The organism is Actinomadura formosensis (assembly GCF_050948385.1).
Lineage (GTDB): Bacteria > Actinomycetota > Actinomycetes > Streptosporangiales > Streptosporangiaceae > Spirillospora > Spirillospora formosensis.
On the sequence record NZ_CP192011.1, the window covers coordinates 7,016,298 to 7,035,443 of the forward strand.

General features: G+C 71.3%; 17 protein-coding genes and 3 pseudogenes. 13 read left to right on the plus strand and 7 right to left on the minus strand.

The window, feature by feature from the left end; genetic code table 11:
* Positions 1-67 precede the first annotated feature (67 nt).
* The 6 genes from ACQP1N_RS32935 to ACQP1N_RS32960 all read left to right on the plus strand — a co-directional run bounded on the left by ACQP1N_RS32935 (position 68) and on the right by ACQP1N_RS32960 (position 4,652).
* On the plus strand, positions 68-706 hold the full coding sequence (locus ACQP1N_RS32935; RefSeq protein ID WP_433228173.1) for an MFS transporter: 639 nt from the start codon (positions 68-70) through the stop codon (positions 704-706).
* 76 nt (positions 707-782) lie between these two features.
* A complete protein-coding gene (locus ACQP1N_RS32940; RefSeq protein WP_433228175.1) occupies positions 783-1,484 on the plus strand; it encodes a YcnI family copper-binding membrane protein in 702 nt (233 codons plus the stop codon).
* Positions 1,481-2,002 (plus strand): copper resistance CopC family protein, encoded by a 522-nt coding sequence (locus tag ACQP1N_RS32945; protein WP_433228178.1) that lies wholly within the window; start codon positions 1,481-1,483, stop codon positions 2,000-2,002. Before ACQP1N_RS32940 ends, ACQP1N_RS32945 begins: the two co-directional genes overlap by 4 nt.
* A 155-nt stretch (positions 2,003-2,157) precedes the next feature.
* Complete coding sequence (locus ACQP1N_RS32950) at positions 2,158-3,558, plus strand: MFS transporter (RefSeq protein WP_433228179.1); 1,401 nt, start codon at positions 2,158-2,160, stop codon at positions 3,556-3,558.
* A gap of 87 nt (positions 3,559-3,645) precedes the next feature.
* Positions 3,646-4,089 (plus strand): winged helix-turn-helix transcriptional regulator, encoded by a 444-nt coding sequence (locus ACQP1N_RS32955; protein ID WP_067800913.1) that lies wholly within the window; start codon positions 3,646-3,648, stop codon positions 4,087-4,089.
* A gap of 56 nt (positions 4,090-4,145) precedes the next feature.
* Entirely contained in the window at positions 4,146-4,652 is a 507-nt protein-coding gene (locus tag ACQP1N_RS32960; RefSeq protein ID WP_084263118.1) for an antibiotic biosynthesis monooxygenase, read from the plus strand.
* Positions 4,653-4,797: 145 nt separating this feature from the next.
* Here ACQP1N_RS32960 and ACQP1N_RS32965 read toward each other — a convergent pair.
* From ACQP1N_RS32965 to ACQP1N_RS32980, 4 genes and pseudogenes are all read right to left on the minus strand, one after another.
* Positions 4,798-4,968, minus strand: a pseudogene (locus ACQP1N_RS32965) (IS701 family transposase); the annotation flags it as partial.
* 155 nt (positions 4,969-5,123) lie between these two features.
* Positions 5,124-5,252 (minus strand): annotated as a pseudogene (locus ACQP1N_RS32970) (IS5/IS1182 family transposase); the annotation flags it as partial.
* Between the two features lie 153 nt (positions 5,253-5,405).
* Positions 5,406-5,735, minus strand: a complete 330-nt coding sequence (locus ACQP1N_RS32975; RefSeq protein ID WP_067800916.1) for a hypothetical protein — start codon at positions 5,733-5,735, stop codon at positions 5,406-5,408.
* Positions 5,732-6,244 carry a DUF6232 family protein gene (locus ACQP1N_RS32980; protein ID WP_207394173.1) on the minus strand — a complete coding sequence of 171 codons (513 nt, stop codon included), beginning with the start codon at positions 6,242-6,244 and terminating at the stop codon, positions 5,732-5,734. Before ACQP1N_RS32980 ends, ACQP1N_RS32975 begins: the two co-directional genes overlap by 4 nt.
* Before the next feature lie 372 nt (positions 6,245-6,616).
* Here ACQP1N_RS32980 and ACQP1N_RS32985 point away from each other — a divergent pair, with 372 nt between their 5' ends.
* From ACQP1N_RS32985 to ACQP1N_RS33010, 6 genes are all read left to right on the plus strand, one after another.
* Positions 6,617-8,299, plus strand: a complete 1,683-nt coding sequence (locus tag ACQP1N_RS32985; RefSeq protein WP_433228181.1) for an AMP-binding protein — start codon at positions 6,617-6,619, stop codon at positions 8,297-8,299.
* Complete coding sequence (locus ACQP1N_RS32990; protein ID WP_433228183.1) at positions 8,296-9,939, plus strand: AMP-binding protein; 1,644 nt, start codon at positions 8,296-8,298, stop codon at positions 9,937-9,939. Before ACQP1N_RS32985 ends, ACQP1N_RS32990 begins: the two co-directional genes overlap by 4 nt.
* 54 nt (positions 9,940-9,993) lie before the next feature.
* Positions 9,994-10,863, plus strand: a complete 870-nt coding sequence (locus tag ACQP1N_RS32995) for a response regulator transcription factor (RefSeq protein ID WP_433228185.1) — start codon at positions 9,994-9,996, stop codon at positions 10,861-10,863.
* 473 nt (positions 10,864-11,336) lie between these two features.
* A complete protein-coding gene (locus ACQP1N_RS33000) occupies positions 11,337-12,173 on the plus strand; it encodes a polysaccharide deacetylase family protein (protein ID WP_067800926.1) in 837 nt (278 codons plus the stop codon).
* Positions 12,174-12,332: 159 nt separating this feature from the next.
* Complete coding sequence (locus ACQP1N_RS33005; protein ID WP_433228188.1) at positions 12,333-13,631, plus strand: histidine kinase; 1,299 nt, start codon at positions 12,333-12,335, stop codon at positions 13,629-13,631.
* Positions 13,595-14,239: a response regulator gene (locus tag ACQP1N_RS33010; protein ID WP_067800933.1), complete on the plus strand. Its 645-nt coding sequence runs from the start codon at positions 13,595-13,597 to the stop codon at positions 14,237-14,239. The genes ACQP1N_RS33005 and ACQP1N_RS33010 overlap by 37 nt, the downstream gene beginning before the upstream one ends.
* A gap of 4 nt (positions 14,240-14,243) precedes the next feature.
* On the opposite strand, the gene ACQP1N_RS33015 is transcribed toward ACQP1N_RS33010, so the two are convergent.
* Together ACQP1N_RS33015 and ACQP1N_RS33020 are read right to left on the minus strand one after the other, a co-directional pair.
* Positions 14,244-14,912 carry a DUF4232 domain-containing protein gene (locus ACQP1N_RS33015; protein ID WP_433228190.1) on the minus strand — a complete coding sequence of 223 codons (669 nt, stop codon included), beginning with the start codon at positions 14,910-14,912 and terminating at the stop codon, positions 14,244-14,246.
* Between the two features lie 103 nt (positions 14,913-15,015).
* Complete coding sequence (locus ACQP1N_RS33020) at positions 15,016-15,789, minus strand: enoyl-CoA hydratase/isomerase family protein (protein ID WP_067800940.1); 774 nt, start codon at positions 15,787-15,789, stop codon at positions 15,016-15,018.
* Between the two features lie 578 nt (positions 15,790-16,367).
* Here ACQP1N_RS33020 and rho point away from each other — a divergent pair.
* Positions 16,368-17,519, plus strand: a pseudogene (rho, locus tag ACQP1N_RS33025) (transcription termination factor Rho); the annotation flags it as partial.
* Positions 17,520-17,558: 39 nt separating this feature from the next.
* Here rho and ACQP1N_RS33030 read toward each other — a convergent pair.
* Positions 17,559-19,142 carry a protein kinase domain-containing protein gene (locus ACQP1N_RS33030; RefSeq protein WP_433228191.1) on the minus strand — a complete coding sequence of 528 codons (1,584 nt, stop codon included), beginning with the start codon at positions 19,140-19,142 and terminating at the stop codon, positions 17,559-17,561.
* Between the last annotated feature and the right edge of the window lie 4 nt (positions 19,143-19,146).

Below are 19,146 nucleotides of genomic sequence, written 5' to 3' on the forward strand. Positions count from 1 at the left end.
CCCAAGATGTTGGGCGTGTCACGCGGAACTTAGGGTCGCCTGCACGGCCGCCGCAGGTGCTGGGACGATGGTCACCGTCATGCCCGTCCATCCCCCGCCGTTCCGGACCGCACGCGCGGTGGTGTTCGCCACCGTGTGCATCACCCTGACCGTTCTCGGGCACGTCCTCGCGGGTGGCGCCGCGGTGCCGGGGTGGGCGGCGGCGACGGGATTCGGCGCGGTGCTGGGCGTGACGCTGCTGCTGGCGGGCCATGAACGCTCACTGGCGACGATCCTCGGCGGGCTCCTCGGCGGGCAGTTCGCGCTGCACACGCTGTTCACGCACTCGGCCGCCCAGGCGACCCACCACACTCCCGCCATGCACGCGGCCATGGCGCACGGCGCGGACACCGTGGCGGCGCCGGCCGCGCACGGCGGCGACAGCCTCGGGATGACGCTCGCGCACTGCGTGGCCGCGCTGGTCGCGGCGTGGTGGCTGCGGCGCGGCGAGCGGGCCGCGTGGACGCTGGCCCGCCGGGTCGCCGCCGTCGCCGACCGCCCGGTCCGGCTGCTGCTCGCCCTGCTCGCCATCGAGGCGGCGAACCCCCCGCGGCCGGTCGCGGTGGTCCCGGCGGCGGACGCCGTCCCGGCCGCCGGCCGCGTGCTGCGGCATCAGGTCGTCCGGCGGGGTCCCCCCGCGCGTTCGGGGGCGCTCGCACACCGCTGAAGCGGGCGCCGTACGTCACCGGACGCCGATCCCCGGCCATCCGGCTCTTCCCGTACGACTCGAACGGAGTTCCGCCATGCCTTTCGTCCCGCATGCGCGCCGCCTCGGCGCCCTCGCGGCCCTGTCCGCCGCGTCCGTGCTCGGCCTCGCCACGGCCGCGTCCGCCCACGTCACCGCCAACCCGAAGACCGCCGAGCAGGGCTCGTACACCAAGGTGGCGTTCCGGGTGCCGAACGAGCACGGCAACGCGTCCACGACCAAGCTCGTGATACACCTGCCGGTCGAGCATCCGCTGGCGTCGGTGTCGGTGCGTCCCCTGCCCGGCTGGACGGCGAAGGTGGAGAAGTCGAAGCTGCCGGAGCCGATGAAGGCCCACGGCGGCGAACTCACCGAGGCCATCACCACGATCACCTGGACCGGCGGCAAGATCGAACCGGGCCAGTTCCAGGAGTTCGACGTGTCGATGGGCCCGCTCCCGGCCGACACCGACCAGATGATGTTCAAGGCCGACCAGACGTACTCGAACGGCGAGGTCGTCAAGTGGGAGGAGGCCCCGGCGGACGGCGCCGCCGAACCGGAGCACCCGGCCCCGTCGCTCAGGCTCCTGCCGAAGGGCGACGCGCAGACGGCCGGCCTGACCGCGAACGTGAAGCCCGCCGCCGAGGCGGCGCCCGATGACGGGACGGCCCGGCTGCTCGGCGGCATCGGCATCGCGGCCGGTGTGATCGGCATCGGCGTGGGCGGCTACGGCCTGACCCGCGCACGGAGCCGGTCATGAGGCGCCTCGCGGTCATCTTCGTGACCATGGGAACGGCCCTGGCGCTGACCGCGGCCCCGGCGTCCGCCCACACCACGCTGACGTCGGCGAGCCCGGCGAAGGACGCGACGGTCAAGGCACCGTCCGAGATCGTCCTGACCTACGCCGACCCGGTGCGGCTGCCGCGCGTGGTGGTAACGGACGCGTCGGGCGCGCAGCGCCAGGCGGGGGCGGCCCGTGCGGTGGACAACAAGGTCACCCAGCCGATCCACGGCACGCTGCCGAACGGCGAGTACACGGTGGGCTGGCGCGTCGTCGCCTCCGACGGTCACCCGGTCGAGGGCACCTACACCTTCACCGTGAGCGGGTCACGGGCCGCCGCCCAGCCCGCCCCCTCGGCACCGTCCCCGACGAACACCACGTCCACCCAGGATTCGGGCGGCTCCTCGGGCTGGCTATGGATCGGCCTGCTCGCCCTGGCCGTCGCCACAGCAGCCAGCGCAATCACCTGGCTCCGCCGCTCCCGGTCCAAGGGCTGACCGCCGCACCGCGCATCGGGGTCACAGGCCGGCGCGACCGCTCGCCGGTCGTGCCGGCCTGTGACGTATGTCCCCTTCAGCAGTGGGTTGTGTTTTCCAACTAACGATTGCTACCTTCGCGTAACCCACCGCCAGTCGAACTTGCGAGGAGAGCCGTGAACCCATCAGACACGCGGACCGCCGATACCGCCGCGCCGGCACGGCCGGCACGCTTCGGGACGGTCTTCGCGATCGTCGTGGCCGGGGTGGCGATGTCCAACCTCGACCTGTTCATCGTCAACGTGGCGCTGCCCCAGATCGGCGGCCACTTCTCCGGCGCACCGCTGGCGTCCCTGTCCTGGATCCTCAACGCCTACGCGGTGATCTTCGCGGCGCTGCTGGTGCCGGCCGGCGGGCTGGCCGACCGCACCGGCCCCAAACGCGCCTACCTGCTCGGCGTCGCGGTGTTCACGCTCGCGTCCGTCGGCTGCGCGCTCGCCCCGGGCGTGTGGTGGCTGGTGGCGGCGCGGGTGGTGCAGGCGGCGGGCGCGGCGGCCCTCATCCCGTCCTCGCTCGGCCTGCTGCTGGCGGCGGCGCCGCCGGAGCGGCGGATGGCCGCGGTGCGCGGCTGGACGGCCGTCAGCGGACTGGCCGCCGCCCTCGGTCCCGTCATCGGCGGGCTGCTCACCGAGTTCGACTGGCGGTGGGTCTTCCTCATCAACGTGCCCATCGGCGCCGCCGCGCTGATCGCCGGGGCCCGGCTGCTGCCCGGCGCGCCCGCCCGGCGGGACGCGCAGCGGCCCGATCTGCTCGGCGCGGCCGTGCTGACGCTGGCGATCGCCGTCCTCGCCCTCGGCATCGTCCGGGGCCCGGACTGGGGCTGGGGTTCGGCGAAGATCCTCGGGTCGCTGGCGGCGGCCGTGGCGCTGCTGGCGTGGTTCGTGCTGCGTTCGGCGCGGCACCCCGCGCCGGTGCTGCCGCTGGGGCTGCTGCGGGCACCGGCGTTCAGCCCCGCGTCGCTCGCCAACATCATGTTCGCGGTGGCGTTCGCCGCGATGCTGCTGTCCTGCGTGCTGTGGTGCCAGGACGTGTGGGAGTGGTCGGCGCTGCGCACCGGCCTGGCGATCACGCCCGGTCCGCTGATGGTGCCCGCGCTGGCGATCGGCGGCGCGCCGATCGCCCGCCGGATCGGCGCGGGCCCGCTCGCGATCGCCGGATGCGTCACGTTCGCGGTGGGCGTCGGCTGGTGGATGTGGCGGATGCCGGACGGCTACGCGGCCGGGATGCTGCCCGGAATGCTGCTCACCGGCGTCGGGGTCGGGCTGACGCTGCCCACGCTGATCGGCGCGGCCGTCTCCGCGCTGCCCCCGCAGAGCTTCTCCACCGGCTCGGCGGTCGTCACGATGGCGCGGCAGGTCGGCACGGTCGTCGGCGTCGCCGCGCTGACCGCCGTGCTCGGCGGGGGCGGGGCCGCGCGTTCCGAAGCCGGCTTCGACGCCGGCTGGCTGCTGACGGTGCTGGCGACCGCCGCCGCCGCGCTCGTGTGCCTGTTCATCCCCCGCGCCCGCGGGGAATGACCCCGCTCAAGGTGAAACGAGCGTCCTCTGCCCCGGCCCCGGAGCGCGCGGATCGGAAAACGCAACTGACCCGCCTATCATGAGGCCATGGAGAAGAGCGCCGCTCCACGTGAATGCTCGGTCGCCGACGCGCTCCAGATCGTCGGGGAACGGTGGACGCTGCTGGTGGTCCGGGAACTGCTCTACGGGGTGCGGCGGTTCGACGGGATCGTCCGCAACACCGGCGCGGCCCGCGACATCCTCACCACCCGGCTGCGCAAGCTGGAGGACGCGGGCCTCGTCCGGCGGGAGCTCTACAGCACCCGCCCGGCCCGGTACGAGTACCACCTGACTCCCCAGGGACGGGAGCTCAGCGACGTGCTGGCCGTCCTGATGAAGTGGGGCGACCGGCACCTCAACCCCGGCGACCCGCCCGTCCGGTGGGTGCATACCTGCGGTGAGGACCTCGACCCGATAGTGGTCTGCGCCCACTGCGGGCGGCCCGCCCGCGAAGGCGGACACCCCACCGGCCGCGGCGCCCGCACAGCGTGACGAGCCGGACCAGGCCGGCGATACGGCAGGCCGGCGGCGGGTGACCGGGATATCGCATCGATCCGCGGGACGCGGAGGAGTTCGAGGCCGCCTACGCGCGGGCATCGGTCCCGCTCGCCGCCGCGCCCCAGTGCGTGGACTACGAACTGTCCCGCTGCGTCGAGGAGCCCTCGGCCTACGTCCTGCGCATCTGCTGGACGTCCGCCGATGACCACATGCGGGGCTTCCGCGGCGGTGCGCACTTTCCCGCGTTCTTCGCCGAGATCAAGCCGTACGTGCGGCGGATCGAGGAGATGCGGCACTACGAGCGGACGCCCGTGCGCGGCGCCGGCTCGTCCGTCCCGACGATGTACGACTGGGCGGGCGGGAGCGCGGCGTTCGAGCGGCTGACCGAGGTCTTCTACACGAACGTCCTCAAGGACGAGCTGCTGCGTCCCCTCTTCGAGCACATGGACCCGGACCACCCGAAGTGGGTCGCGATCTGGCCGAGCGAGGTCTTCCGCAGCAGCGGGGGGTTTAGGGCCTGTTGGAAGTTCGGATCAGTTGCTGCTAGTCACGATTGAGTGACTCGCTCACACCTGGGCGGGGGCGGGCTGTACCACCGGTACATGACGCGTGGTGATGTGACCGATACGGAATGGGAACTGATCGAGCCGCACCTGCCGCTGGGGGTGTCGGGGCCGATCGATGACCTGCGCAATCAGTGCTCAGCAGATACTGCATCCCATACGGGTCGCGGTCCCCGGCGTGCTCGGCGATCGTCCAGCAGTTCTTGCGCGGCAACTCCGCCAGCAACCCCTCCAGCAGGCCCCGGAACCGCCGCCGGGTCTCCACCCGCCTGAACCTGCAGGCCACCCGGCCCAACAGATCCTCCAACATCGTCTGCCACCGGCCAGGGTCTACGCTGGGCCCAGCGGCCACCACGCGATCTTCGGTCGTCCTCACAAACACCCATGATCACGCGGTGGCCGTCTGCATGCTCCAGCACCCCACCAGCAAGATCACAACTTACCGCTGGAGTATTAGACGTCATCTCATTTGGCGAGTCGGCGGTGACAGATGAGGGTGGCGGCGATGCCGACGAAGGCCAGGAAGTGTTCGGGCTTGCGTTCGTAGCGGCGGTGCAGGCGGCGGCAGCCGCTCAGCCAGGACACCGTCCGGTCGGGGAGGCGCAGGGTGTCGGGGCGCAGGGTGGCCAGCGCGATCGCGGTGACCAGGACGCCGACCGGGATGTTGATGTAGATGCGGCGGGGCGGTCACGGGCTGCCTTGACCGCCCCGCCGGACACGATCACATCGGCAACGCGGGATCAGTCATCAAGTCAGCAGCTCCTTGACGACTGCAATCACAGCCACCCCAGCTTCTCCGGCCACTGCCGCCACCCCTGCGATCCTCTTCAGGAGCGAGTTGAAGCGCTCCTCAGAAGGGCTCGAGTCGATCTCATGAACAGCGGCATCGATTTCCGCTCGATCACTGTCATCCAGGTGCTGCTTCAGCTCTGCGAGCTCCACCCGGAGGTCATCGATTGTGAACTGTCTCGACTCCGAGCCTGCGCCGCGCGTTCCTCCCGCCGTGATGTTTCCGGTGCGGGTTACCGCCTTGCCGATGTTGCCGTCACCGCGTTGCTCGATGCGGTCGCCCATCATCGCCCCCGAACGTTGCCGGTGCGCGTTTCCGCCTTGCCGATGTTGCCGTCACCGTACTGCTGAATGAGGTCACCTTGTACCGCGTGCTGGACGTTGAAGGTCATCTGCGCCAAGTCAGGCTGGCTGATCGCTTCGGTGACTTTGAGGACAAGCGCCTTGATTTCACTCGCCTGCGTGCTCCACACCGCATCTCGTTGCGTGCCTGCGGTGTTGAGGACCAACCCGTATACCGGCGGTATGCCGATGGTCGACGTAAGGCGCCAGATGGACACTGCCACCACGACGAGCACGATCAGTATCCCGACCGCTTTGGATCCGAGCGCCACGATTACACCGAAGATCACGCCGAGCAGGACGCGCTTGATGAATTTTCTCCAAGCGGCACCTTTGTCGACTTCCAGCGCGCGTTGCCCCACATGGCTGATGTTGCGCAGCGGATATGCCTCGTCGTCAATCCACAGCACCCCTTGCCCGACTCGTACCTGAACCGCCGCGTGTTCGATCCCCACGATGCGCCCTCTGACTCGTAGCCACTCTCGACGATACCCAGCATAGGCAGCCAGCGAATCAATCAGCGGAGATTTCCTACAATTTTCCATGATCTCAAAATCTGAACCCTTTCGGTCTCCTCGTTCAAGGGTTTCGACATGACCTTGATTGCAGTATCGACGTCGCCACACGGCACAGATGTCCCATTTCTTGGTTTATGACTTATTTGTCCGTTACAAGCGAGAGGTGCCGGCACATGGCGCGATTACTGCGTCGCCGTTCGCTGCGGCGGGTAGAACGACCCGACTACCCCCGTTCGGGGGTGGCGCAGGTCACTCGGATGGCCAACGATCCTTGTGACCGTGATGCCCGTGCGGCTACGAGGAGAGACCATGCCCGCAGTCGAGTTCCGCGCGGCGCGCGACTTCCTGCTCGCGCATCGCGACGACTACGCGACCGCGTACGAGAAGTTTCGCTGGCCGGTGCTGACCGGTTTCAACTGGGCGCTGGACTGGTTCGACAAGATCGCCGAGGGCAACGACTCGCCCGCGCTGTGGATCGTCGAGGAGGACGGCTCGGAGGCCAGGTACTCGTTCGCGCAGCTCGCGCGGCGGTCGAACCAGGTCGCGAACATGCTGCGCCGGGCGGGCGTGCGGCGCGGCGACCGGATCATCCTGATGCTCGGCAACCAGGTGGAGCTCTGGGAGACCGTGCTGGCGGCGATGAAGCTCGGCGCCATCATGATCCCGTGCACGCCGCTGCTGGGCACGGCCGATCTGCAGGACCGGCTGACGCGCGGCAAGGCCCGGCACGTGGTGGTCGGTTCGTCCGACACCGGGAAGTTCGACGGGGTCGAGGGCGAGTACACCAAGATCGCCGTGGGCGACCCGGTCGACGGCTGGCTGCGCTACGCCGACGCCTACCAGGAGGCCGAGGCGTTCACCCCGTACGGGCTGACGATGTCGCGGGACACGCTGCTGCTCTACTTCACGTCCGGGACGACGGCGCAGCCGAAGCTGGTCGAGCACACGCACGCGTCCTACCCGGCCGGGCACCTGTCCACGATGTACTGGATCGGGCTGCGGCCCGGGGACGTCCACCTGAACATCTCGTCGCCGGGCTGGGCGAAGCACGCGTGGAGCAACGTCTTCGCGCCGTGGGACGCCGAGGCGTGCGTGTTCATCTTCAACTACACGCGATTCGACGCCGACCGGCTGCTCGACACCCTGGACCGGTGCGGCGTGACGAGCTTCTGCGCGCCGCCGACCGTGTGGCGGATGCTGATCCAGGCCGATCTCGGCCGGCTCGGCACGCCGCCGCGCGAGGTCGTCGCGGCCGGTGAGCCGCTGAACCCCGAGGTGATCGAGCGGGTCCGGGACGCCTGGGGCCGGACGATCCGCGACGGGTTCGGGCAGACCGAGACGACCGTCCAGATCGCCAACACGCCGGGCCAGCCGGTCAAGCCGGGGTCGATGGGACGTCCGGTGCCGGGTTACAAGGTCGTGCTGATCGACCCGGTGACCGGGGAACCCGCGGACGAGGGCGAGATCTGCCTCGACCTCGAAGACCCTCCGCTCGGGCTGATGGCCGGCTACCACGGCGACGAGGAGCGCACGGCCGAGGCGATGGCCGGCGGCCACTACCACACCGGCGACATCGGCTCCCGCGACGCGGACGGGTACATCACCTATGTCGGACGTGCCGATGACGTGTTCAAGGCGTCCGACTACAAGATCTCGCCGTTCGAGCTGGAGAGCGTGCTGATCGAGCACCCGGCGGTCGCGGAGGCCGCCGTGGTGCCGTCCCCCGACCCGGTGCGGCTCGCCGTCCCGAAGGCGTACGTGACGCTCGCGAACGGCTGGGAACCGACCGCCGAGACCGCGAAGGCGATCTTCGCGCACAGCCGGGCGCAGCTGTCCCCGTACAAGCGGATCCGGCTGCTGGAGTTCGCCGAGCTGCCGAAGACGATCTCCGGAAAGATCCGCCGGGTCGAGCTGCGCACCAGCGAGATCGACAAACACCCCGGCACGAGCGACCGCCCGGAAGGCGAGTTCCGCGAGGAGGACCTGCGATGACACTCTCCTACGCCTCGGGCGTTTCGAGCACACCGCTGCTCGGCGACACCATCGGCGCGAACCTCGACAGGACGGTCGCCGCGTTCCCGGAGCGGGACGCGCTGGTCGACCGGGCCACGGGCCGCCGCTGGACGTACGGGCGGTTCGCCGAGGACGTGGCGGCCGTCGCGCTCGGCCTGCGCGACCTCGGTGTGGTCAAGGGCGACCGGGTCGGGATCTGGGCGCCGAACTGCGCCGAGTGGATGCTCGTCCAGTACGCGACGGCCAAGCTCGGCGCGATCCTGGTCAACATCAACCCCGCCTACCGGGTGCATGAGCTGGAGTTCGTCCTCAACCAGGCGGGCATCCGGACGCTGGTGGCGGCGCCGGCGTTCAAGACGTCCGACTACGCGGCGATGATCGAGGAGGTGCGGCCGAAGTGCGCCGCGCTGCGGGATGTCGTCCTCATCGGGACCCCCGGCTGGGACGCGCTGCTGGAGTCGGGCCGCACCGCCGACCCCGCCGTCCTCACCGGCATCGCGCGGACGCTGACCGCCGACGACCCGATCAACATCCAGTACACGTCCGGGACGACGGGCTTCCCCAAGGGCGCGACGCTGTCGCACCACAACATCCTGAACAACGGCTACTTCGTCGGTGAGCTGTGCGGCTACGGCGAAGAGGACCGCGTGTGCGTCCCGGTGCCCTTCTACCACTGCTTCGGCATGGTGATGGGGAACCTCGCGGCGACCAGCCACGGCGCGTGCGTCGTGATCCCGGCGCCGGCGTTCGACCCGAAGGCGACGCTGGACGCGGTCGCGGTGGAACGTTGCACATCGCTGTACGGGGTGCCGACGATGTTCATCGCCGTACTGAACGAGCCGTCGGCGGACGAGCTGGACCTGGCCAGCCTCCGCACCGGGATCATGGCGGGGTCGCCGTGCCCGGTGGAGGTGATGAAGCAGGTCATCGACCGGCTCGGGATGAGCGAGGTCGCGATCTGCTACGGCATGACGGAGACGTCGCCCGTGTCGACCCAGACCCGGGCGGGCGACTCGCTCGACCGGCGGGTGTCCACGGTCGGAACCGTCCTGCCGCATCTGGAGATCAAGATCATCGACCCGGAGACCGGGGTGACGGTCCCGCGCGGCACGCCCGGCGAGTTCTGCACCCGCGGCTACTCGGTGATGCTCGGCTACTGGGACGAGCCGGACAGGACGGCCGAGGCCATCGACGCCGCCCGCTGGATGCACACCGGCGACCTCGCGGTGATGGACGCCGGCGGCTACGTCAACATCACCGGCCGGATCAAGGACATGGTGATCCGGGGCGGCGAGAACATCTACCCGCGCGAGATCGAGGAGTTCCTCTACACCCATCCCGACATCGTGGACGCGCAGGTCATCGGCGTCCCGGACGAGAAGTACGGGGAGGAGCTGATGGCGTGGGTGCGGCTGCGCGAGGGCGCGGCGGGCCTGACCGCCGCGGAGTTGCGCGCGTTCTGCGAGGGCAGGCTCGCCCACTACAAGATCCCGCGCTACGTGCACGTGGTGGACGAGTTCCCGATGACGGTCACCGGAAAGATCCGCAAGGTGCAGATGCGCACCGAGGCGGTCGACATCCTGGGCCTTGGGGACGCCGCCGCCACGAAGCACGCGTGAGTTTTCCGGCTCGTGACCTTCCGTGATCGGGCCTGGGCAAGGCATGCTCGGGGCATGGATGCGCATTCGCCCGGGGGCGTCGGGGCACGTCCCCCCGCAGCGGCGCGCGACGACGTGGGGGCCGTCCGGTCGGCGGTGCTGGCGCTGCACCGCACGACCGGGCTGCCCGTGGTGTTCGGGGGCGCGCTGAGCGGCCAGGACAGGTTGCGCATCACCGAACTCGTCGGCACCATGACCGACGCCCTGAACGGGCTGGTCGTGCGGCAGGGCAACGGGCTCGGCGGCAAGGCGATGGCCATGGGGCGTCCCGCATGGGTGAGCAACTATCCGTGTTCATCGTCGATCAGCCACGACTACGACAAACCGGTCGGGCGTGAGGGGCTGCTGTCGATCGTCGCCGTCCCGATCGTGGTCCGGCGGCGGGTGCGCGGCGTCCTGTACGGCGCGCTGCGGGAACCCCTGAGCCTCGCCGACCGCGTGGTGGGGGCGGCCGTCCAGGTGGCCCGCGACCTTGAGCAGGACCTCGCCGTCCGGGAGCGGGCGGACGAGGCGCTCGCCCGGACGCGGCCCGGCACGTCGGCCGCGCGCTGGGAGGAGGTGCGGGCCGTGCACGCCGAACTGCGGGCGCTGGCCGAGGAGGTCGACGACCTGCCGACCCGCGACCGGCTGCGCCGCGCGTCGCTGCGCCTGGCCGCCGCCGGGCTGGACGAACCGGGCGACGCCCCGCGTCCCGCCCTGTCCCCCCGTGAGCTGGACGTGCTGTCCTATGTGGCGATCGGCTGCACGAACGCGGAGGCCGCCGAACGCCTGGGCCTGCTGCCCGAGACGGTGAAGAGCTACCTGCGCTCGGCGATGCGCAAGCTCGACAGCCACACCCGCCTGGAGGCCGTGACCGCCGCCCGCCGCGCCGGCCTGCTGCCCTGAGCCCGGCCGTGGGAAACCGCGGGGCCGCGCGGTCTTCCGACGATCGGACCCGGCGACGGGGTCAGCGCCGTGGGGCGCGTCCTCCAGAGCAGATCGGCCCCCGCGGCGCACTGCCTGAAGGATCGGTCACCGCACGCCGGCTGCGCCGGGCCGTGATCGCACGGCCGTCCCGCGCCGCGTTTCCGGCGGAGACGTCCGCCCCCGATGTGCCCGGAAACCGTAACACCCTGGCCGGCGATGACCGGAGTAAAAGGATTTCGTTCAAATACCTCAACTCGTCAGTAGCTTTTGGGCACGCGGGGACCGCCTTGAACCGACGGTCGAGGACCTCGCTCCCGAGCGCGTCCACCGCCTTGGCACCGATGTTCATGCCCGGCCTCCCGTGTGGCATGGCACTCATCGGCCACCGCTAGGCCCGATTGTGATCCAATATCGCTCTCCTCCCCCGTTGAAAGCCCGATAGCGTGGGGCTTGTGGAGGTTGAGGAGGCAGGTGGGACGTCCCGCCGCAAAGCGCTCTGGTTGCTGGGTGCCGCGGCCGGCCTGACCGCGCTCGGCGCGGACGCCGCGCGCCCGTCGGGCGGCTCCACCGCCGTGGCCGCGCCGACGACGACGCCGCGGGCGCGTCCGGTGATCCATCCGACGCCGACCCCGACGCCGACCCCGACTCCCCGTCCCGCCTCGTGGACGGCCGCGAAGCTCACCGCGGCGGGCGAGCCCATCCGGGAACTGTCGGAGCTGTCGCCGCCGCCCCCGCCGAAGTCGATCGCGCTGACCATCGACGACGGCCCGAGCCCGATGTGGACCCCGCGGATACTCGACCTGCTGGCCGAGCACGAGGTCCACGCGACGTTCTTCATCATCGGCGAGCAGGTGAAGGAGTATCCGAAGCTCACCCGCCGCATCGCCGACTCCGGCCACCAGATCTGCAACCACACCGAGACCCACCCGATCTCCATCGGGGGCCTGCCGAGGAAGCGCGTCCGCCGGGAGATCGTCCAGGCGCACGACCGGATCGCGGACGTCACCGGCATCGTCCCGCAGTTCTTCCGCTCCCCCGGCGGCGCATGGTCGAAGACCGTCCTGGACCTGGTCGCCGAGCACGGCATGCTGCCGATCGACTGGGCCGTCGACCCGCGCGACTGGGCCCGCCCCGGCGTGGGCCGCATCCGCCGCGCCCTGCTGAAGGGCAAGGAGAACAACATCCTCCTGTGCCACGACGGCGGCGGCGACCGCTCCCAGACCCTCAGGGCACTGGAAACGGTCATCCCGAAGATGAAGAAGCGCGGCCTGACCTTCGTCGCCCTCTGACCCTCCCGATCGAGACGCCCGGCTCCTCCGGCGTCCCAGGGGTGGACGTAACTACACCCCCGGCTCGGGGTGCGGGCACACTGTGCTCGTGGGCGCACGCCAGAAGACTGGACTCCAGGTGGCAGGCGACCCGTGGAGGACCCAGTGAACGGTGGATCGGTGGAAGAGACCCGGCTGCAGCGGTACGCCAGGACGCCCTGGCGCGGGCTGGCGCTCTGGATGCTGAGCGTCCCCGCGACGCTCGTCGGGCTGTGGTTCATCACGGTCGTCTCGATGATCACCAGCTTCGTCGGGGTGCTGCTGTTCCCGTCCGCGACCATACTGCTGCGCGACCGGCTCGACGCCTACCGCGACCGCATCGGCCGGTGGACCGACATCACCGTCCAGCGGCCGTACCTGCCCGAGCCGGCGCCCGAGCCGGGCCTGAACGGCTTCTTCAAGCGGTTCATCGCGCTGGTCTGCGACCCGGCGACATGGCGGGACTACCTGTGGGTCGTCGTCGACCCGGTCGTTGCGATCTTCACGGCGGCGCTGCCCGGGCTGCTGATCCTGAACGGGCTGTGGGGGTACGTCCTCGCGGCGTTCGCCGGCGACCTGATCGGCCACTACGGCGGCAGCGACTGGTACGCCTACATCCCCATCACGGAGGGGTACGGCCGCGACACCGGACGCGTCGTCTCCACCCTGGTCGTCGCGACCCTCAGCATCGTGGCCGGGTACGCGATCGGCCCGAAGATGATGACCGTGTACGGGCACTGGGGCCGCATGCTTCTCGGCCCGACGAAGAAGTCGCAGCTCGCGCTGCGCGTCCAGCACCTCACCGAGACCCGGTCGGACGCCGTGGACACCTCCGCCGCCGAGCTGCGCCGCATCGAGCGCGATCTGCACGACGGCGCGCAGGCCCGGCTCGTCGCGATGGGCATGACCCTCGGCGCGATCGAGCACCTGCTCGACAAGGACCCGCAGAAGGCGCGGCTGCTGCTCGCCGAGACCCGCGCGTCGTCGGCGAAGGCGCTGCACGAGCTGCGCGACCTGGTCCGCGGCATCCACCCGCCGGTGCTCGCCGACCGCGGGCTCGGCGACGCGGTGAAGGCGCTGGCGCTCGACCACCCGATGCGGGTCGAGGTCACCGGCGACCTGCCGGGACGGGCGAGCGCGCCGGTCGAGTCCGCGGCCTACTTCGCGGTGTCGGAGATCCTCACCAACACCGCCAAGCACTCCGGCGCGTCCCGCGTCTGGATCGACATGCGGCACGAGAACGGGATGCTGCGCATCACGGTCACCGACGACGGGCACGGCGGCGCCACCCTCGACGGCGGCACGGGCCTGCGCGGCATCGAACGCCGGATCGGTACATTCGACGGCGTGCTCGCCCTCAGCTCGCCGATGGGCGGCCCGACGATCGTGACCTTGGAGCTGCCGTGCGCGTTGTCCTCGCCGAAGATCTCGCCCTCCTGAGAGAGGGGCTCGTCAGCCTGCTGGAGACGCACGGCTTCGAGATCGCGGCGGCCGTCGACAACGGCCCCTCGCTGCTGAAGGCACTGCTCGACCACCGCCCGGACGTGGCGGTGGTCGACGTGCGGCTGCCCCCATCCTTCACCGACGAGGGGTTGCAGGCGGCGCTGGAGGCGCGGCGCCGGGTCCCCGGCCTGCCCGTGCTCGTGCTGTCCCAGTACGTCGAGCAGCTGTACGCGCGGGAACTGCTCGCGGACGGCGCCGGAGCCATCGGCTACCTGCTGAAGGACCGGGTGTTCGACGCGGCCCAGTTCGTGGACGCGGTGCGCCGCGTCGCCGGCGGCGGCACCGCGATGGACCCGGAGGTCATCTCCCGGCTCGTCGCCGGCAGCACCCGCGACACCCCGCTGAGCCGCCTCACCCCGCGCGAGACCGAGGTCCTGGAGCTGATGGCGCAGGGACGGTCCAACGCGGCGATCGCGGAGCGGCTCGTCGTCACCGAACGGGCCGTCACCAAGCACACCGCCAACATCTTCACCAAGCTCGACCTGCCGGTGACCGGGGACGACAACCGCCGCGTCCGCGCCGTCCTCGCCTATCTGAACCGGTGACCGGTCAGCTGTAGTTGACGCCGTTCATGGTGGGCTGGAGGGTGCCCTGGGAGAGGGTGCCGGGGCACATGTCGCGCGGGCCGTTCTGCCAGGTGGCGTCGATGAACAGCCAGCTTCCCTGCCAGGAGACCGCCCAGCCGCCCGCGCTCGGGCAGTCGGGGCTCGTCCCCCACCTGAGCCCGGCGAAGGCCGTCCGGCCGGGGCGCAGGGTGATGTTCACGCCGGGGCCCGGGTAGTTCTCGCGCTCGCCCTGCACCGCGCTGTAGTACGCGCCGCCGGCGCCGCCGAGCCCCAACGGCGCCCAGCCCGCCGGGATCAGGCAGGTCTGCCCCGACTTGTTGGTGAGCATCAGGGTCGCGAGCACCTTCTCCTCGGAGTCGGACTGCTGCTCCTGCATCTCCGCCCGCAACTGCGCCGCCGTGCATTTCGCCACGGCCGCGACCGGCGCCTGCGCGGTGGGGGGCGTGCTCGGCGAGGTGCCGCTGCCCGTCCCCGTCTCCGTGCCGCTGCCCGTGCCTGTGTCTGTGTCTGTGCCCGTGCCGGTGCTCGAACCGGACGTCGGCCCCGTGCCGCCCACGTGGGCGCTGACACGGCAGCCGGTGACGGAGAGCGCGAGCGCGAGGCCCGCCCCGGCCAGCGCGAGCAGCGATCGACGGTTTGCACCCTGCGTCATGGTTCGAACCCCTTTGCAATCTTTCCTGATCGCTGGATGAGATGACCGATATGTCGGAGGAGTTCGAGAGATTTTCACGATATTTCGCACGTGAGATCCGGCGTCAGCGCGTGGCGGACGTCCAGGTGAAGGCGGGTGGGCGGCGTTCGAGGAACGCGGCGACGCCCTCCTCGACCTCGCCGCTCGCGGCGACCTCCGCGAACCACCGGGCGGTCTTCTCCTGGACCGGGCCGGCGGCGGCGATGGCGTCCACGATGTCCTTGGTCGCCTGCTGGGTGAGCAGCGAGCGGGACGCGAGGGTCGCGGTGAACGCGGCGACCCGGTCGCGCAGGCCGCCGGACGGGACGACCTCGTCCAGCAGCCCGATCCGCAGCGCGTGCCCGGCGCCGATCAGGTCCGCCGAGAACAGCAGGTACTTCGCGGCGGCCGGGCCCACCAGCCGGACGAGCCGCGTCGTCGCGGCGGCCGGATACACGATGCCGAGCTTGGCCGGGGTGATCCCGAACCGGGCGTCCTCGGTGGCGAACCGCAGGTCGCAGGCCGCCGCGAGCTGGCAGCCGCCGCCCACGCAGTAGCCCTCGATCGCGGCGAGCACCGGCTTGGGGAACGCGGCGAGCGCCCGCTCGGCGACCGTCGACAGGTGCGAGTCGTCGTCGCGGTGGATGTCGCCGAGCTCGGCGATGTCGGCGCCCGCGCAGAAGTTCCCGCCCGCGCCCGTCAGCACCACCACCCGGACGGACGGGTCGCCGGCGAGGGCGTCCAGGATGCCGGGGAGCGCCCGCCACATGTCCGCCGACATGGCGTTCCGCTTGGCCGGCCGGTCGATCGTGATCGTCCCGACACCCCCGGCCACCTCGAAGTGGAGCCCGGTGTCCATGGTCCTCCCTCTGCCCTGACGCGGCTCATCGTACGGAGCCGATTCCGCCCGGCGGTTCCGGGGGGCACCCGATCCGATCGGAACCCCGGCGCCCGCCGGAGAGTCATACCGAACGATCGGACGGCGGCGCGGCCGGGGGACGCCGCGCCGCGTCACGCCGTCACGAGGGGGATCGACCTGCATGAAAGCAATCACCGCCGATCGGGGAATGCGAAACCGGCGCCGAGTGCTGTACTGTCAAAGCAGCGGCTTCGGTTCCGCGACTCGCACCGAAGTTGTTTCTTCCCCGCCCGGGCCATCTGAGCGCCCGGTGATCTTCCCGGTCCGGTACGCGCAGGTCGGCGTCCGGGCCGCCGCACAAGGGAGCCGCCGTCAGCCCGGTGAACCGAGCTGAATTCCTCGCATTCCTCTCGCGTACGCGCCGCGGAGTCCGCCGCCGTACCCGGGAATCGACCCCAGGCGGCGCGGACCGTTCCGCGCCAGCCTGAGAAGGGGCCCACATGTCCACTTCCACCCTCACATCCGAACCCCCTGCCACCGCCCGCAAGACACAGGCGCACACCGTGTCCGCGCAGAGCGGGCGCAAGGCCGGCCGGCAGCAGACCCGGCGTCCCGCCGACGAGACGCCGACCGTCCCGTTCCACGGCATCCTCGCCGTCCAGGACAAGCACGCGTTCGTCCGCACCTCCGGCTACCTCCCCGGGCCGGACGACGTGCACGTCTCCCTCACCCAGGTCAGGGCGCACCACCTGCGGCACGGCGACGTCGTCGCGGGCATCGCGAAGGCGCCCAAGTCGGGCCGGGAGAAGTTCCCCTCCCTCGCCCACCTGGAGGCGGTGAACGGGCTGCCGCCCGCGCAGGCGGCGAACCGCCCCGAGTTCGGCAAGCTCACCCCGCTGTTCCCGGACGAGCGGCTCCGCCTCGACACCGGCCCGCTCGCCACCCGCGTCATCGACCTGGTCGCGCCGATCGGCAAGGGCCAGCGCGGGCTCATCGTGTCGCCGCCGAAGGTCGGCAAGACGATGGTCCTGCAGGCCCTCGCGGGCGCGATCGCGCAGAACAACCCCGAGGTCCACCTCATGGTCGTGCTCATCGACGAGCGGCCGGAGGAGGTCACCGACCTGCAGCGGTCCGTGCGCGGCGAGGTGATCCACTCGACGTTCGACCGTCCCGCGCAGGACCACACCGCGCTCGCCGAACTCGCCGTCGAGCGCGCCAAGCGGCTCGTCGAGCAGGGCCACGACGTCGTCATGCTGCTCGACTCGATCACCCGGCTCGGCCGCGCCTACAACCTCGCGGCGCCCTCCAGCAGCCGCATCCTCGCGGGCGGGGTCGCCACGACCGCGATCTACCCGCCGAAGAAGTTCTTCGGCGCCGCCCGCAACATCGAGAACGGCGGCTCGCTGACGATCCTCGCGACCGCGCTGGTGGAGACCGGCTCCCGGATGGACGACGTCTTCTTCGAGGAGTACAAGGGCACCGGCAACATGGAGCTGAAGCTCGACCGGAGCCTCGCCGACCGCCGCGTCTTCCCCGCCGTCGACATCGAGGCGTCCGGGACGCGCCGCGACGAACTGCTCATGTCCCCCGAGGAACTCGCCCTCTCCTGGCGCCTCCGCCGCGCACTCCAGGGTCTGGAGAAGCAGCAGGCCGTCGAGCAACTCCTGGAGAAGATGAAGGGCACCTCGTCCAACGCCGAGTTCCTGCTCCGCCTCCGGCAGACGACCTAGCCGTTCGGATCGCGAGTCATCCCGGAGGCCGCCCCCCGATCATTCGGCCGTTTCCGGCCTGAACGACTTGACGATCTTGTCGTAGAGGCGCTGGCCCGGTGTCCAGCCGGAATCGGGCGCGTAGAAGCAGAACTCGTACCCGGCCGCCCGGCCGCACAGCCCGTGCCGGACGCCGCCGTGGCCGCGCTCCCGCCAGGTGAACTCCCACTCGGCGGCCCCCGCGATGACCTCCGGGACGGGTTCGAGCCGCAGCCGCCGATACCCCGGATAGCGGTGCTCGGCGACCGCCCCGCGCTCCTCGGCGCGCAACCCCGTGAGCGGGTCGCCCGGTGCCGGGGAGATGCGCAGGCCGAGTCCCGCACCGGTGTCCTTCCACGTCATGACGGAGCCGCTCCGCTCGGCCTGCCAGCCCGCCGGCACGCGCACCGAGTAGGCGCCCGCCTCGCGGTACCTCGTCGTCTTCACCGTGACGCCCGCCGCCGGACGCAGCACGACCGCGTCGCTCTTGCCGATCGACGTCCAGCGGGCCGCCCAGGTGCCCGCACCGGCGGCGAGCGCGGCGAGCAGCACGACGCCGACGACGGCGCCGGGCCGGAGCCGGCGCCGCCGCAGCGGCCACCGGCAGCGCGCCGCCAGGGCGCGGGGCGTCCACGCCTCGCGGTACCGCCGCCGCGGCGGCCGCGAACCGCACGGCGGCGCCCCGCCCGATCCGTCGCGGAACACCCGCGGGACGCGCGGCCCGCCGGTGCCCCGGCGGCGCGGGACGTCCCGCGGCCCCCGCCCGCCGAGCGGCGCCCAGGGGCCGCGGCGGCACACCGCGGCCCGCGTGATGCCGGGTTCGGGGAGGGCGCGGATCACCTCTCGCAGCAGGTCCGCCGTGGCCTCGGCGGTCAGGCGGTCCTCGGGACGCTGCCGCAGCAGCCCGTCGATGACGGGAGTCAGCGGCCCCGCCCGCATCGGACGCGCGTAGTCGCCCAGCAGCACCGCCACCATGGACGCGAGCGCATGGCGGCGCAGGAACGGCGAGAAACCCTCGACCGCCGTGTAAAGCGTCGCACCGAGTGACCAGAGGTCGGACGCCTCCACGCTCGGCTGCCCGTTCACCCGTTCCGGCGGAAGGTAAGCGGGAGATCCCTCAATGCCCGAAGGCATTGTGTCGGCGTTCTCCACGCCCTTCTTCATATGGACGGCCAAACCGAAGTCGGTGAGCAGAACGCGTCCGTCATCGCAGACGAGGACATTGCTCGGTTTGACGTCGCGGTGCAGGATGCCGGTCGCGTGCGAGGCGCGCAGCACCGACAGGACCGCCGCGCCGATCTCCGCCGTCCGGCGCACGCCGAGCGGGCCGTCCTCGGCGACGAGCCGGTTCAGCGAGCACGACTCCAGGAACTCCATGACGATCCACGGGCGGCCGTCCTCGATGACCAGGTCGTGGACGGCGACCACACCGGGATGCCGCAGCGCCGCCGTGGCCCGCGCCTCCATCAGCAGGCGCCGGCACATCACCCTGCGTTCACTCTGGGTGATGCGCGAAGGAAGGCGGACCTCCTTGACGGCGACGTCCCGGTCGAGCATCTCGTCGTACGCCCGCCAGACGGTGCCCATGCCGCCTCTGCCGACCACAGAG